This window comes from Actinoallomurus rhizosphaericola, from assembly GCF_024055675.1.
Classification (GTDB): Bacteria; Actinomycetota; Actinomycetes; order Streptosporangiales; family Streptosporangiaceae; genus Actinoallomurus; species Actinoallomurus soli.
This window is the reverse complement of sequence record NZ_JAMXMW010000001.1, coordinates 85,626-99,887: the sequence shown is the minus strand read 5'-3', so window position 1 is coordinate 99,887 and position 14,262 is coordinate 85,626. Positions and strand designations below refer to the sequence as shown.

The window sequence follows — 14,262 nt, the reverse complement described above, 5'->3', positions numbered from 1 at the left end:
TCCGCCGATGCCGCGAGGCTTGCAACCGTCATATTAGAACGGGTTATAGTTCGGGCGAGGCGTCGTCACCGCAGGAGGCCACATGGGCTCGCCGGTCATCGTGGAAGCCGTACGCACGCCGATCGGCAAGCGCCGCGGATGGCTGGCCGGGCTGAAGCCCCAGGCGGTGCTGGCCCACGCGCAGCGCGCCGTGATCGAGCGCGCCGGGATCGACGCGGCCGACATCGGCCAGGTCCTCGCCGGCTGCGTCACACAGGCGGGCGAACAGGGCGGCCACGTCGGCCGTCACGCCTGGCTGTACGCCGGGCTCCCCCACCAGGTCGGTGTCACGACGATCGACGCCCAATGCGGGTCGAGTCAGCAGGCGGTCCACCTGGCCGCCGCCCTGATCCAGGCCGGTGTCGTGGAGGCCGCGATCGGCTGCGGCGTGGAGGTCATGAGCCGCGCGCCGCTCGGCGCGAACATCACGAGCACCGCTCCCTGCCAGGAGGCCGGCGGCCGTCACCCGTACGCCCGGCCCCGCCCCGACGACTGGTCGATCGACCTGCCGGACCAGTTCACCGCCGCCGAGCGCATCGCGGCGCGACGCGGCCTGACCCGCGGCGACCTGGACGCCTTCGGCCTGCGCTCCCAGCAGCGCGCCGCCAAGGCGCAGGCGGACGGCCGCTTCGACCGGGAGATCACGCCGATCGAGGCGCCGGTGCTCGGCGACGACGGCGCCCCCACCGGAGAGGTCCGCACCGTCACCCGTGACCAGGGGCCGCGCGAGACGACGCTCGACGGGCTGGCCCGGCTGCGCCCGGCGGCCGGCGACGGGCTGCACACCGCCGGAACGTCCTCACAGATCTCCGACGGCGCCGCCGCCGTCCTCGTGATGTCCGAGGAACGGGCCCGCGCCCGGGGGCTGCGGCCCCGGGCGCGGATCCGGGCGCAGGCGCTCGTCGGTGCCGAGCCGTACTACCACCTGGACGGCCCGGTCCAGGCGACGGAGACCGTGCTCACGGCGGCGGGCATGTCGATGCGGGACATCGACCTGTTCGAGGTGAACGAGGCGTTCGCCTCGGTCGTCCTGTCCTGGGCCTCGGTCCACGAACCGGACCTGGACCGGGTCAACGTCAACGGCGGGGCCATCGCCCTCGGCCACCCGGTCGGCGCCACCGGCGCCCGCCTGATCACCACGGCCCTGCACGAGCTGGAGCGCCGCGACGCGTCCACCGCCCTGATCACGATGTGCGCCGGCGGCGCCCTGGCCACCGCGACGGTCCTCGAACGCCTCTGACTCCCGCCTCCGCACGGTCCCTCCCCGGCGTCAGATGACGGTCTTCTCCTCCGTGACCATCACGCCGATCGAGTTCTGGTCGATGAACTTCGCCTCGTCGGGGTGGACCCGCAGCCGGTAGTTCTCGGAGGCGAAGAAGGCGTCGTGATCCGCCCAGCTGTCGAACCAGATCTCGGTGAGGCCGTCGTACGCCGGAGCCGGGTAGTTCTCGGCCGGCACCGGATGCGAGACCGTGTACTTCCTGACGTACTGCTTCGCCTCGGGGATCGAGGTGAAGAGCGGCGCGTGACGGTCGCGGTGGTACTCGACGAACTCCTCGAAGGTCATGCCGTCGACCCGATTGATCAGATACGCGAACTTGATCACAGTGTCTCCTTTCACTGACGCGAGGTCCGCCCGCCTGACGCGGACCCCCTGTCGGCACGGATTACGGTAAACGGTGACATTGATGTGAGGGGCAAGCGCAATCGTCAGCACGAATGGAGTGTCGATGAGGATCGGCGAACTGTCGGAGCGGACCGGGGTCAGCCGGCGTTCTCTGCGCTACTACGAGGAGCAGGGGCTTCTCGTGAGCACCCGGTCGCCGAGCGGTCAGCGCCATTACGCCGAAGACCAGGTCCAGCGGGTCGAGCTCATCCAGTCGTTCTTCGCGGCCGGCCTGTCCAGCCGCACGATCGTCGAGATGCTCCCGTGCATGACGACCAGGCCGACGATGCGGGCCGCGCAGGACTCGATGGCGGTGATGCGGCGCGAGCGGGAGCGCCTCTCGGCCACACTCGACACGGTCCTCGCCGCGCTCGCGGCACTCGATCGGCTGATCGACGAGAACAGCGCCTACCAGGCCCGGCTGGCCGCCTCGGACTCTCCGCTGAGTGACACTGTGGTCACTATCGGCTGATGAGACGCGCGCCACTCCCCCGGCGACCTCTGTCTTCTTGACCCGAGCGAGCGCTTGGTTTAGAACGTGTTTCAGACAAGCCGCCGCCCGAGGAGCGACGATGCGGATCGACATCATCACGCCGGAGATCTACGAGCGAGGAGGCTTCCCGGACGAGGCCTTCCGCCGGCTGCGACGGGAGGCGCCGGTCTACTGGCACGAGGATCCGGACGACGGCTCACCCGGCTTCTGGGCGGTGACCAAGTACGACGACGTGGTCCACGTCTCCCGCCACCCGGAGCTGTTCTCCTCGTACGCGCGCACGTCGATGTTCGAGGAGTTCACCGACGACGACATCGCGCTGTACCGGCTGATGATGCTGTTCATGGACCCGCCACAGCACACCCGCCAGCGCGGCTACGTGAACAAGGGCTTCACGCCGCGGATGATCAAGCAGCTCGAGGAGCACATCCGCGACGTGAGCCACCAGCTCATCGACGACGTGGTCGAACGCGGGGAGGCATGCTTCGTCCGCGACATCTCCGCGCCGTTCCCGCTGTACGTCATCTGCGAGCTCATCGGCGCGCCGGTGGAGGACCGCGAACGGCTCTTCGACTGGTCCAACGCGCTGATCGGCTTCGACGACCCCGACTACGGCACCTCCGCCGAGCACGCGCGCGACGTCTCGGCGCAGATCCTCACCTACGCCCACGAGCTGGCGGCCTACCGCCGGGAGCACCCCGGCGACGACATCGCGACCAAGCTGCTGCAGCCCGACGCCGACGGCCGGGTGCTCGGCGCGGACGAGTTCGCGATGTTCATCCTGCTGCTGATCATGGCGGGCAACGAGACCACGCGGAACGGCGCGTCCGGCGGCATGCTCACCTTCTTCCAGCACCCGGACCAGTGGCGGCGGCTGCGCGACAACCGGGCCCTGCTCCGGACCACCGCGGACGAGATCGTGCGCTGGGTCAGCCCGGTGAACCTGTTCCGCCGAACGGCGATGCGCGACACCGAGCTGCGCGGGCAGCCGATCAAGGCCGGCGACAAGGTCGTCATCTTCTACCCCTCGGCCAACCGGGACGAGGACGTGTTCGAGAACCCGTACGCCTTCGACATCGGCCGCGACCCGAACCCGCACATCGGCTTCGGCGGCGGCGGACCGCACTACTGCCTCGGGACGCACCTCGCGCGCCTGGAGCTGACCGTGCTGTTCGAGGTCCTCCTCGAACGCATGCCGGACATCGAGCAGGCCGGCGAGGCGCGGCGGCTGCGCTCGAACTTCATCAACGGCATCAAGGAGCTTCCGGTCCGGTTCACCCCGTCCGGACGACGCGGCTAGAACAGGTTTCACATTAGAACACGTTTCACTTATAGTGGACGCGGCATGCCGGCGCCCGGGTGGCCACCCCGGGCGGTCGGCATGCCGTCACGGAAGGAGCCGGATGGCCGCCACGGACAAGGACGTCTCGCTCGGGGGCAGGGTCGTCGCGGTGACCGGGGCCGGCGACGGCCTCGGCCGGGCGCACGCGCTCGAACTCGCCCGGCGGGGAGCGCGGCTGGTCCTGAACGACCTGCCCGGCGAGGCCGTCCGGCGGACCGCCGAGCTCGTACGGCGCGAGGGCGCCGAGGCGGTGGTCGCCGAGGGCGACGTCTCCGACTGGACGGCGGGCGAGGCGCTGCTCAAGACGGCGCTGGAGACGTACGGGGCCTTCGACGTCCTGGTCAACAACGCGGGCATCACCCGGGACCGCATGATCTTCAACATGTCCGAGGCGGAGTGGGACGCCGTCGTGGCCGTCCACCTCAAGGGCCACTTCGTGATGGCGCGTCACGCGACGGGGTACTGGCGGGCCCGGTCCAAGGAGACGGGCGGCCCGGTCTACGCCCGGATCGTGAACACCGCGTCCGAGGCGTTCCTGCTCGGCTCGCCCGGCCAGCCGAACTACGCGGCGGCCAAGGGCGGCATCGCCGCGCTGACCCTGTCCATCGCCCAGTCGTGCGGCCGGTACGGCGTGCGCGCGAACGCGATCTGCCCGCGCGCCCGTACCGCGATGACGGCCGATGTCTTCGGCCCGGCGCCCGAGGACGGCGCAGACCCCCTGGCCCCGGAGCACGTGTCCCCGCTGGTGGCCTACCTCGCCTCTCCCGCCGCCGAGGACGTCACCGGCCAGGTGTTCGTCGCCTACGGCGGCACGGTCACGGTCCTGGCGCCGCCCACGGTGGCGCTGCGGGTGACCGGCTCGACCCCCGAGGCGCTCGCCGAGGCGCTGACCGGGCTTCCCGACGGAGGATTCCAGACAACCGACCTGTGAGGGAGTCGTGGATGGACATCGACCTGGTCGACCCCGACCGGTACGCGAACGCCGGCATCCCGCACGATCGGCTCCGGTGGCTGCGCCACCACGACCCCGTCCACCGGCACCCCGGTGAACCGGACTTCTGGGCGGTCACCCGGTACGACGACGTCGTCCACGTCTCCCGGCACCCCGAGATCTTCTCCTCCTACCGCAGGCTCGCGCTGTTCCCCGAGCCGGCCGACGAGCATCTGGTCCTGCAGCGGATGATGATGCTCAACCAGGACCCGCCGGAGCACACCCGCAAGCGGAGCATCGTGAACAAGGGGTTCACGCCGCGGACGATCGGCCGGCTGGAGGACCACGTCCGCGAGATCTGCCGGGGTCTCATCGACGAGGTCGCGGGCCGGGGCGAGGCGGACTTCGTCCGGGACGTCTCCGCGCCCCTCCCGCTGTACGTGATCTGCGAGCTGATCGGCGCGCCCGTCGAGGACCGGGAGAAGATCTTCGAGTGGTCGAACCGCCTCATCGGCGAGGACGATCCCGACCTGCGCTCGACGGAGGAGGAAGAGGGCGCCGCCGCGGCCGAGTTGTACGCCTACGCGAACGAGCTTGCCGAGCGCCGCCGGAAGGAGCCGCGGGACGACATCGTCACGACGTTACTGCGGCCGCACGACGGCCAGGAGCTGACCGTCGACGAGTTCGACCTGTTCATGATGCTGCTGATCGTGGCCGGGAACGAGACGACGCGGAACGCCGCCTCCGGCGGCATGCTCGCGTTCTTCGAGCACCCGGACCAGTGGCACCGGCTCGTCGACGACCTGCGGAACGGCGGCGACCTGGCGCGTACGGCCGCCGACGAGATCGTGCGCTGGGTCAGCCCGGTCAACCTGTTCAGGCGCACGGCGACCCGCGACACCGAGCTGGGCGGCAAGGAGATCCGCGAGGGCGACAAGGTCGTGGTGTTCTACGCCTCGGCCAACCGGGACGAGGACGTCTTCCCCGACCCGTACGACTTCGACATCGGGCGTGATCCGAATCCGCACATCGGCTTCGGCGGCGGCGGACCGCACTTCTGCCTGGGCTCCCACCTGGCGCGCCTCGAACTGCGGGTGCTGTTCGAGACCCTCGCCGAGCGGCTGCCCGGCATCGCCCTGGCGGGCGAGCCGCGGCGGCAGCGGTCCAACTTCATCAACGGCATCAAGAAGATGCCGGTGCGCTTCGGCGGGTGATCCGGCGACGTGTCACCTGATGCGCCGAACGTGGCCTTCACCACCTTTTTAGACTCAATGGCTAATAGGGGGTCAGGCGTAACGGTTGTCAGGCTATGGTCTAACTTCACCAGCAGTGACACGTGCGGGAGGGGCAACGCGTGGGCGAGGTCGGCGAACCATTGCGCGTGGCCCTGCTCTCCTATCGGAGCAAACCGCACTGCGGCGGCCAGGGCGTGTACCTGCGGCACCTGACCCGTGAGCTGGCCGAGCTCGGGAACCGCGTCGTCGTCTTCTCCGGCCAGCCGTACCCGGAGCTGGACCGCGACGACATCCTGCTGCGCAAGGTCCCCAGCCTGGACCTGTACGCGGACGAGAACCCGTTCCGCACGCCCGCGCTGTCGGAGTACCGCGACTGGATCGACGTCCTGGAGTTCGCGCACATGAAGACCGGCGGCTTCCCCGAGCCGCTGACCTTCAGCCTGCGGGTGCTGCGCGAGCTGCGGAAGTACCGCGACTCGATCGACGTCGTCCACGACAACCAGGTGCTCGGCTACGGCAACCTCGCCATCCCCCGGCTCGGCCTGCCCCTCGTCACCAGCATCCACCACCCGATCAGCGTGGACCGCCGGATCGAGATCGAGGCGGCCAAGACCGTCAAGGAGCGGTTCGGCAAGCGCCGCTGGTACGGGTTCGTGAACATGCAGGCGCGCGTCGCCCAGCGCATCGGCCCGATCCTCACCGTCTCCGAGTCGTCCAAGCACGACATCATCCGCGACTTCCAGGCGCCGCCCGAGCAGGTGCACATCCTGCCGCTCGGCGTCGACACCCGGTACTTCCACCCGCGCGGCGAACGCGTCCCCGGCCGCATCGTCGCCGTCGCCAGCGCCGACTCCCCGCTCAAGGGCGTCTCCACGCTGCTGCGCGCGGTCGCCAAGCTCGCCACCGAGCGGGACGTCCACGTCGTGATCGTGAGCAAGCCGAGGCCGGGCGGCCCGACCGACCAGCTCGTCGGCGAGCTGTCCCTCGGCGACCGCGTCCGCTTCGTCTCCGGAATCTCCGACGAGGAGCTCGGCGAGCTGCTGGCGAGCGCCGAGATCGCGGTCGTGCCCTCGCTGTACGAGGGGTTCTCCCTGCCCGCCGTCGAGCACATGGCCTCGGGCACCCCGCTCGTCGCCAGCCGTACGGGCGCGCTGCCCGAGGTGGTCGGCGACGCCGCGATCCTGGTCGAGCCCGGTGACGTCGAGGAGCTGGCGGGCGTGCTCGGCCGGCTGCACGACTCCCCGGAGGAACGCGAGCGGGTCGGCGCGGCGGGCTACGCGCGCGTGCAGGAGCGGTTCACCTGGTCCGCCGTCGCGCGGGCCACCGTAGGCCACTACGAGGCCGCCATCGCCCGCCGCCGCGGGCGCCGCCCGGAAGGAGCTTGACCCTGCTGACCGTGGACTTCGACAGGTTCCGCGTGTCGCCCGGCGAGCACGTGCTCGACATGGGCTGCGGCGCGGGCCGGCACGCGTTCGAGCTGTACCGGCGCGGGGCGCACGTCGTCGCGTTCGACCGCGACGAGGCGGAGCTGGCCGAGGTGGCGAAGATGTTCGCCGCGATGGCGCTGGAGGGCGAGCCGCCCGAGGGCGCCTCGGCGCGGACCGTCACCGGCGACGCGCTGAGCCTGCCGTTCCCCGACGACACGTTCGACAAGATCGTCGCGGCGGAGGTGCTGGAGCACATCCCGGACGACATGGCGGCCATGGCCGAGCTGCTGCGGGTCCTCAAGCCCGGCGGCGAGCTCGCCGTCACCGTGCCGTCCTGGCTTCCCGAGCGCATCTGCTGGGCGCTGTCGGAGGACTACCACACCGCCCCCGGCGGGCACGTGCGCATCTACACCCGCGCCGAGCTGGAGGCCAAGCTCAAGTCGATCGGCTTCGAGGTCGGCGGTCACCACTACGCCCACGGCCTGCACGCGCCGTACTGGTGGATCAAGTGCGCGGTGGGCGTGAACAACGACGGCCACCCGCTCGCCAAGGCGTACCACCAGGTGCTCGTCTGGGACATCATGAAGCGGCCGCTCGCCACCCGGCTCGCCGAGCGCGTGCTCAACCCGGTGATCGGCAAGAGCGTCGTCGTCTACTTCACCAAGCCCACCGTCGCCGCGGCGGAGGACCAGGAGCAGGCGCATGCGGCGGCCTGAGGCCGTACCCGGAATCCTGACCGCAGACGACATCCTCGCCACCGCCCGCAGCATCGCCGCCCAGCAGGAGCCCTCGGGCGCCATCCCCTGGTTCGCGCCGACCGGTGGCGTACCCGGCCACGTCGACGCCTGGAACCACGTCGAGGCGGCGATGGCGCTCTCCATCGCCGGGCTGCGCGCCGAGTCGCGGCGCGCGTACGAGTGGCTGCGCGCGAACCAGCGCGAGGACGGCTCCTGGCCCGCCAAGTGGGTCCTGGGCGAGGTCACCGAGCCCGGCGGCGAGTCGAACCACGCCGCGTACATCGCCGTCGGCGTGTGGCACGAGCTGCTGCTCACCGGCGACCAGGAATTTGCGGAGCGCATGTGGCCGGCCGTCCGGCGCGCGATCGAGTTCGCGCTCGGCCTGCAGACCGCGCGCGGTGAGATCATCTGGATCCGCCATCCGGACGGCTCCCCCGACGACCACGCGCTCCTCACCGGCTGCTCGTCGATCCACCAGTCGCTGCGCTGCGCCGTCGCCCTGGCCGAACGCCTCGGCGAGCCCCAGCCGGACTGGGAGCTGGCCGCCGACCAGCTCGGCCACGTCGTCGCCGCCCACCCGGAGGCGTTCGCCGACAAGAGCCGCTTCTCGATGGACTGGTACTACCCCGTCCTCGGCGGCCCGCTGCGCGGCCCCGCGGCGTACCGCCGGATCGACGAGGGCTGGGAGACGTTCGTGGCCGACGGTCTCGGCTGCCGGTGCGTCTCCGACCAGCCGTGGGTGACCGGCGCGGAGTCGTGCGAGCTCGTGCTCGCCCTCGACGCGATGGGCGACACCGCCCGCGCCCGCGCGCTGTTCGCCACCATCCAGCACCTGCGGCACGAGGACGGGTCGTACTGGACCGGCTGGCAGTTCGCCAACCGGCGCCACTTCCCCGGCGACCGCTCCACCTACACGGCCGCCGCCGTCATCCTCGCGGCGGACGCCCTCGCCGACGCCTCCCCCGCCGCCCGCCTGTTCAAGGAGATCGACGGCCGCCCGCTCGGCCCGTCCGAGCCCGCCGACCCGGTCGCCTGCGGCTGCGAGTCCCTGGCCGAGGCGCTGAGCTAGACCCTGTCGGCGAACTCCGTGATCAGCTTGGCGAGCTCGGCGGGCCGCTCGGCGACCATCGCGTGGCTCGCGCCCTCGACGCGCACCATCTGCAGCGCGGGGTTCGCCTCCGCCGCCTCGGCGAGGCGCCGCTCGAACCCGCGCCGGTAGGCGGCGTACAGCTCTTGGAACGGCCGCTGCTCCGGCAGATCCTCGGTCGCGACGGCCACCAGCAGCGGGCACCGCACCCGCCGGTACACGGGGATGACGTCGAGCGCCTCCATCGCGGTACGGAGGCCAGCGAGAACGTCCGGCGACGGCCGCATCCAGGTCCGCCCGTCGCGGGTCACGAGGTTGCGCCGGAAGCCGTCCGCCGCCGGCTCCTCGGGCGCGCCGACCCGCCGCGCCATCGCCCGCTGCCCCTCGACGGCGGCCTCGACCTCCTCGGGCGCCAGCGGCCTGGCGTACACGGCTGCCATCCCGTCGAAGGCGGCCCGCAGCCGGTCGATCTCCGCCTCGGCGTCGGCCGGATCGAGCCCGTCGAGCTGCTCCGGCCGGGCAGGCGGCGGCGTACCGTCGATGCTCACCGCCATCGGGCAGTCCGGGTGCCGCTCGGCCCACAGCGCCGCGAGCATGCCGCCCAGCGACCAGCCGACGACGGCGGGCTCCCCGAGGTTCAGATCGGCCGTGACCGTCTCGAGGTCGTCGAGCACCGCGGTCCATTCCCACGGCCCGTCCTCGGACCGGCCGTGCCCGCGCAGATCCACCGTCACCACGCGGAACCGCGGGGACAGCTCCCGCGCGAGCGCCGCCACGCTCACCAGGTTCGCGCCGGCCCCGTGCAGCAGGAGCAGTGGCGCTCCCGGCCCGCCGAAGTCCTCGATCGCCAGACGAACGGCCATGGGATTCCTCTCAGGAGGTCGGGGACCGCCGGTTCAGGCGGTCGCGTACGGACTCGGGCGTCACGCCGCCGTCCGGGTGGCGTTCGAGCTTTCCCCGGGTCACCAGGTCATGGACGCCCTGCCGGGTGATGCCGAGCATCGCCCCCGCCACCGAGTACGAGACGGCGCGCGCGAAGGGATGCCCGACGCGGCGTACGACGACCTGCCCCAGCGGCGTCCGCCACCAGTCGGCGGGCGGGTCGAAGGGCTCGTCACCGGGATAGAGCGTCGCCATCATCCGCGCGATCGTGTGCGTCGCGGTCTGCTCGTCGCCGTCGATCATCCGGTCGGCCCAGTCCGCCGCCCGATCCCGCACCGAGCGCCGCAACACGCCGACGGCGTCGTCCCCGTCCAGAAGGATCTCCAGCGGATCGAGCAACCGCACCTCGATGATCCGGACCAGTTGGTCGATGAGCTCTCTACGGATGACCGGCTCCTCTCGCGGTCCAGCATCACTTGACACCAATCGTCCAGTACTTGGCAGTCCTCGTCAAGTACCCGGAAACGGGTTGCCCGGATACCGCCGATACCAGCAGCATCGGGTCCTATGCGGGTCGAGGAGCTGGTTCGGCTGGAGGAAGACGGCGGGCTGCCGGAGATGCTGCTGTTCTGGGGGCACCGGCCACCGAAGGGCGGAGGCGTCGGGAAGGGCTGCCTGAGCCAGTGGTATCCGGCGCCGTTCACGGTGGACGGCGCGCGGTACGCGACCGCCGAGCACTACATGATGGCGGGCAAGGCGCGGCTGTTCGGGGACGCCGAGGCGGAGGAGCGCGTGCTCGCCGACGACGACCCGGCCAAGGCCAAGAGCGCCGGCCGCGGGGTGCGCGGGTTCGACGAGCACGTCTGGGCCGAGCACCGGTACGGGCTCGTCGTGGCGGCGAACGCCGCCAAGTTCGGGCAGCATCCGCCGCTGCGCGACTTCCTGCTGGCCACGGGCGATCGGGTGCTCGTGGAGGCCAGCCCGTACGACACCGTCTGGGGCATCGGGCTGTCGGCGTCGCAGCCGGAGGCGGCTCGCCCGTCGGAGTGGCGTGGGCTCAACCTGCTCGGGTTCGCGCTGATGGACGTTCGCACCGCTCTGCGCGGATGACCTGGGCGTCGTACCCTCGGCCGGGCCGCTCCCGTTTCCCGGGGCGGACCCGCCCCACGGGTCCCCCGGCGGGCCCCGGCCGTCGCTCTGCGGATGCCGTGCAGGCGGAATCCGGCTCAGCTGGGGTAGAAGCCGATGAGGTTCTTGCCGCCCTTCGAGATCGCGGTCCAGGACGAGCTCAGCGACGAGTGGTGGAAGGTGTTGTCCGCCGGGTCCCACCAGTACAGCTGCTTGCCGTGGGAATCGGAGTGGTAACCGTAGATGACCATGGCGTGGCCGGTCTTGTCGTTCCAGTGCGGCGTCCACGGCTTCGCGCCTGCCAGCACCCGGGCGACGACCGCGTGCTTCTTGGTGCCGATGTCGTAGGTGACCGCGTTCCAGACGAAGTTCGCGGACGTGGGGTGGAGGTTCTGATAGTAGGAACCGCGATGAATGACGGCGTTGATGCCGATCGCGATCCAGGCGGTGCCGGTCCCATTCGGCGCCTTGGTGTGCATGGCCTTGGCGACCGTGTTCTGGCTGGGCAGGGAGCTCTTCGGCATCCACGTCGACGCGACGGCGCGCCCGGCGGCCGGAGCACAGTAGTAGGACTTCGACTGCTCCTGCGTGACCAATTTGACCGTCTTCGTGACCGCGGCCGCCGACACGGGGCCGGCGGGTCGCGCCGGAGCGGGCGCGGACGAAGAGGTGGCGGGCGCGGATGAGATGGCGGGCGCGGATGAGGTGGCGGACGCTTGAGCACCGGTCGCGACCGCGAGAAGGAGCGGCGGAGTTAGGGCGACGGCGGAGGCGAGTACACGAACCTTGGCCACGAGGGCCCCTTTCGGGGGGTTCAAAGGTGGGGTAAAGGACCGGTCCGGGTGATCAGTATTGGGTCCTGCCGTCGCCGCAGAAAGGGCCGGGGGCCCTATTTCGCATTGGGTCGCAGGGCCCACCGGCGGTGCTTTGCGCGGATGGCCGGTCCCGGAGCGCCGCAGCGTCGATAATGATCGGGTTCCCCCGTCGATCGATGGCGGGCCCAGCTCCGATCGACCCCCATTCGGAGGACGGATGACGGCCGCACTGCTCCCGAGCGATCCGACGCGGCTGGGCGCGTACACGGTGACCGCGCGTCTCGGTGAGGGCGGCCAGGGGGTGGTCTATCTCGGGGCGGACGCGGCCGGGCGGCAGGTGGCGATCAAGCTGCTGCGCGCGCAGCTGAGCGGAGACGCCAGGGCGCGTTCGCGGTTCGTCCGTGAGCTGTCGGCGGCCGAGCGGGTGCCCGGGTTCTGCACCGCGCCGGTGATCGACGCGAACGTCGCCGGCGACCAGCCGTACATCGTCAGCGAGTTCGTGCCCGGCCCGGCGCTGCAGGACGTGACCTGCCCGCTGCCGGAGCCCGAGCTGCTGCGGCTGGCCATCGGCACCGCCACCGCCCTGACCGCCGTCCATCAGGCCGGAATCGTGCACCGGGACTTCAAGCCCGCCAACGTGATCATGGGCCCCGGCGGACCGCGGGTCATCGACTTCGGCATCGCGCGGGTGCTGGACTCCGACGTCACGATGACGAGCCAGGTCGTCGGCACGCCGGCGTACATGGCGCCGGAGCAGCTCGCGGCCGGTCCGATCGGGCCGGCCGCGGACATGTTCGCGTGGGGTCTGACGATGGTGTTCGCGGCGACGGGACGCCGGGCCTTCGCCGGCGACTCGGTGCCGTCGGTGATGAACGCCATCCTGCACGGCGTCCCGGACCTGCGCGGGCTGCCGCCTTGGCTGGGCGGCCTCGTCGCCGCCTGCCTGGAGAAGGACCCGCGGCGCCGGCCGACCGCCGCGCAGGCGCTGCTGCACCTGCTGGGCGCCCCGCCCGGCGCTCCGCAGGGCGACGTCATGGGGCTGCTCACCCAGGGGGCGGCGGCCGCGACCCGCCACGGCGCGCCGCCGTTCCAGACCGCACCGGCGTGGACGCCGGCGCGCGGCGTTCCGCCGCTCGCGGCACTCGGTGTGGTGCTCGGCGTGCTGGCGAACTCACTCACCGCGAGCGGGGTGAATCTCGTTCTCCCCTTCGTCCAGCGGGACCTGGGTGCGACAGTCGCCGGCCTGACCTGGGTGGCGAACGCCTATCTGCTCGGGCTCGCGCTCAGCGTCGTCGCCGGCGGATGGCTCGCCGACCGGTTCGGGCGCAAGAGGCTGTTCGTCATCGGTACGGCCGCGTGCGCGGTGGCCACGCTCCTCGCGCTCCTCTCCCCCGCCCTCGGCGTGCTGATCGTGCTGCGCGGTGCGGCAGGGGTGGCGGCGGGCCTGGCTCTGCCCGCCGGTCTGGGGCTCGTCCGCGAGGCGTTCTCCGGCGTCAGGCTGATCGTCGTCACCGGCGTCTGGGGCGCCGTGGCCGGCAGTACGGCGCTGGCCGGGGTGTTCGTCGCGTGGCCGGTGATCGAACAGGTCTCGTGGCGTTGGGTGTTCGTCCTCCCGGCGGTGCTGGGCGTCCTCGCCGCCGTGATCGTCCTGGCCGCCGGCCGTGAGTCGCGCGGTGACGCGTCCGCGTCGTTCAGCCCGCCCGGGATGGTCTTCCTGTCGGCGGCGCTGTTCGTCCTGACCTTCGCGGTGGTCCGCGTCCAGGAGTCGGCCGGCGTCGTGACGGGCGTGCTGCTGGCCGGGGCCGCGCTGCTCGTCGGGATCTTCTGGATCGTGGAGTCGCAGATCCGGCGCGGTCGCCCTCCGGTCCTGCTGGCCTCGCCCTCGCTGCCGGCGGCGATCGGCCTGTCGGCGGTCGGCTTCGCGGGGCTGAACGGCCTGTACATGCTCCTGGCGGTCTACCTGCAGACGGTCGGCGGCATGGCGCCGCTGAAGGCGGCGATCGCCACGCTGCCGATGACGCTGGCGTACGTCGCCGGCGCGGCGATCGCGGCCGCCGTCGGCGGCCGGGTGGGCCCTCGGCCGCCGCTCGTGATCGGGCTGCTGCTGACCATGGCCGCGGCGTTCGGCCTGTCCCTGCTCGGGCGCGACTTCTCCTACGCGTCCGTGGTGCCGTGGCTTCCGCCCGCGGGGCTCGGCCTGGGGCTCGTGATCCCCACCGCGGCCGCCGCCGTGCTCGGGCACGCGCCCGTACGCCTCGGGGGCGCCGCCGCCGGGCTGCACCAGGGCGGGCAGCTCCTCGGGGGCGCCGTCGGGACGTCGGTGTTCTACGCCCTGGCCCTCCCCACCGACCTGGCCCCCTTCCGGGACCCGCGGGCGCTCCTGGTGGCCCGGATGCACACCCAGCTCGTCGTCATCGGCGCGATCACGCTGGTCACCGCGGCGTTCGCGGTGTTCGTGCGGCGGGCGGAGCCCTGACCGG

General features: G+C 71.8%; 15 protein-coding genes. 11 read left to right on the top strand and 4 right to left on the bottom strand.

The window, feature by feature from the left end; genetic code table 11:
* The first annotated feature begins 82 nt into the window (after positions 1-82).
* Positions 83-1,279 (top strand): steroid 3-ketoacyl-CoA thiolase, encoded by a 1,197-nt coding sequence (locus NE234_RS00520; RefSeq protein WP_252775741.1) that lies wholly within the window; start codon positions 83-85, stop codon positions 1,277-1,279.
* A 30-nt stretch (positions 1,280-1,309) separates the two neighbouring features.
* On the opposite strand, the gene NE234_RS00515 is transcribed toward NE234_RS00520, so the two are convergent.
* Positions 1,310-1,645: an EthD domain-containing protein gene (locus NE234_RS00515; RefSeq protein ID WP_252775739.1), complete on the bottom strand. Its 336-nt coding sequence runs from the start codon at positions 1,643-1,645 to the stop codon at positions 1,310-1,312.
* A 124-nt stretch (positions 1,646-1,769) separates the two neighbouring features.
* Here NE234_RS00515 and NE234_RS00510 point away from each other — a divergent pair, with 124 nt between their 5' ends.
* The 7 genes from NE234_RS00510 (at position 1,770) to NE234_RS00480 (ending at position 8,939) form a co-directional block, all read left to right on the top strand.
* Positions 1,770-2,177, top strand: coding sequence for a MerR family transcriptional regulator (locus NE234_RS00510; RefSeq protein WP_252775737.1), 408 nt, complete (start codon positions 1,770-1,772; stop codon positions 2,175-2,177).
* A 100-nt stretch (positions 2,178-2,277) separates the two neighbouring features.
* Complete coding sequence (locus tag NE234_RS00505) at positions 2,278-3,498, top strand: cytochrome P450 (protein ID WP_252775734.1); 1,221 nt, start codon at positions 2,278-2,280, stop codon at positions 3,496-3,498.
* Between the two features lie 103 nt (positions 3,499-3,601).
* Positions 3,602-4,471, top strand: coding sequence for an SDR family NAD(P)-dependent oxidoreductase (locus NE234_RS00500; RefSeq protein ID WP_252775732.1), 870 nt, complete (start codon positions 3,602-3,604; stop codon positions 4,469-4,471).
* An 11-nt stretch (positions 4,472-4,482) separates the two neighbouring features.
* Positions 4,483-5,685, top strand: coding sequence for a cytochrome P450 (locus NE234_RS00495; RefSeq protein ID WP_252775730.1), 1,203 nt, complete (start codon positions 4,483-4,485; stop codon positions 5,683-5,685).
* A gap of 140 nt (positions 5,686-5,825) precedes the next feature.
* Positions 5,826-7,091 (top strand): glycosyltransferase family 4 protein, encoded by a 1,266-nt coding sequence (locus NE234_RS00490; protein WP_252775728.1) that lies wholly within the window; start codon positions 5,826-5,828, stop codon positions 7,089-7,091.
* 2 nt (positions 7,092-7,093) lie between these two features.
* Positions 7,094-7,849 carry a class I SAM-dependent methyltransferase gene (locus NE234_RS00485; protein WP_252777394.1) on the top strand — a complete coding sequence of 252 codons (756 nt, stop codon included), beginning with the start codon at positions 7,094-7,096 and terminating at the stop codon, positions 7,847-7,849.
* Positions 7,836-8,939 carry a prenyltransferase gene (locus NE234_RS00480; RefSeq protein WP_252775725.1) on the top strand — a complete coding sequence of 368 codons (1,104 nt, stop codon included), beginning with the start codon at positions 7,836-7,838 and terminating at the stop codon, positions 8,937-8,939. The genes NE234_RS00485 and NE234_RS00480 overlap by 14 nt, the downstream gene beginning before the upstream one ends.
* On the opposite strand, the gene NE234_RS00475 is transcribed toward NE234_RS00480, so the two are convergent.
* Together NE234_RS00475 and NE234_RS00470 are read right to left on the bottom strand one after the other, a co-directional pair.
* A complete protein-coding gene (locus tag NE234_RS00475; protein ID WP_252775724.1) occupies positions 8,936-9,820 on the bottom strand; it encodes an alpha/beta fold hydrolase in 885 nt (294 codons plus the stop codon). The two genes, NE234_RS00480 and NE234_RS00475, sit on opposite strands and share 4 nt — an antisense overlap.
* A 10-nt stretch (positions 9,821-9,830) precedes the next feature.
* A complete protein-coding gene (locus NE234_RS00470; protein WP_252775721.1) occupies positions 9,831-10,322 on the bottom strand; it encodes a hypothetical protein in 492 nt (163 codons plus the stop codon).
* A gap of 84 nt (positions 10,323-10,406) precedes the next feature.
* Here NE234_RS00470 and NE234_RS00465 point away from each other — a divergent pair, with 84 nt between their 5' ends.
* Positions 10,407-10,949 carry an NADAR family protein gene (locus tag NE234_RS00465; protein WP_252775719.1) on the top strand — a complete coding sequence of 181 codons (543 nt, stop codon included), beginning with the start codon at positions 10,407-10,409 and terminating at the stop codon, positions 10,947-10,949.
* A 116-nt stretch (positions 10,950-11,065) separates the two neighbouring features.
* Here NE234_RS00465 and NE234_RS00460 read toward each other — a convergent pair whose 3' ends face one another.
* Entirely contained in the window at positions 11,066-11,563 is a 498-nt protein-coding gene (locus NE234_RS00460) for a C39 family peptidase (RefSeq protein ID WP_252775717.1), read from the bottom strand.
* On the opposite strand from NE234_RS00460, the gene NE234_RS44060 reads away from it, so the two are divergent.
* Together NE234_RS44060 and NE234_RS00455 are read left to right on the top strand one after the other, a co-directional pair.
* Positions 11,556-11,687 carry a hypothetical protein gene (locus NE234_RS44060; RefSeq protein ID WP_256528158.1) on the top strand — a complete coding sequence of 44 codons (132 nt, stop codon included), beginning with the start codon at positions 11,556-11,558 and terminating at the stop codon, positions 11,685-11,687. The genes NE234_RS00460 and NE234_RS44060 overlap by 8 nt on opposite strands.
* Before the next feature lie 312 nt (positions 11,688-11,999).
* Positions 12,000-14,258, top strand: a complete 2,259-nt coding sequence (locus NE234_RS00455) for an MDR family MFS transporter (protein WP_252775715.1) — start codon at positions 12,000-12,002, stop codon at positions 14,256-14,258.
* Positions 14,259-14,262 lie beyond the last annotated feature (4 nt).

Excerpts from the sequence above, each read along its gene's own strand:
- NE234_RS00520 (WP_252775741.1), top strand. The coding sequence starts at position 83 with ATGGGCTCGCCGGTCATCGTGGAAGCCGTACGCACGCCGATCGGCAAG.
- NE234_RS00510 (WP_252775737.1), top strand. The coding sequence starts at position 1,770 with ATGAGGATCGGCGAACTGTCGGAGCGGACCGGGGTCAGCCGGCGTTCT.
- NE234_RS00505 (WP_252775734.1), top strand. The coding sequence starts at position 2,278 with ATGCGGATCGACATCATCACGCCGGAGATCTACGAGCGAGGAGGCTTC.
- NE234_RS00500 (WP_252775732.1), top strand. The coding sequence starts at position 3,602 with ATGGCCGCCACGGACAAGGACGTCTCGCTCGGGGGCAGGGTCGTCGCG.
- NE234_RS00495 (WP_252775730.1), top strand. The coding sequence starts at position 4,483 with ATGGACATCGACCTGGTCGACCCCGACCGGTACGCGAACGCCGGCATC.
- NE234_RS00480 (WP_252775725.1), top strand. The coding sequence starts at position 7,836 with ATGCGGCGGCCTGAGGCCGTACCCGGAATCCTGACCGCAGACGACATC.
- NE234_RS00475 (WP_252775724.1), bottom strand. The coding sequence starts at position 9,820 with ATGGCCGTTCGTCTGGCGATCGAGGACTTCGGCGGGCCGGGAGCGCCA.
- NE234_RS00465 (WP_252775719.1), top strand. The coding sequence starts at position 10,407 with ATGCGGGTCGAGGAGCTGGTTCGGCTGGAGGAAGACGGCGGGCTGCCG.
- NE234_RS00455 (WP_252775715.1), top strand. The coding sequence starts at position 12,000 with ATGACGGCCGCACTGCTCCCGAGCGATCCGACGCGGCTGGGCGCGTAC.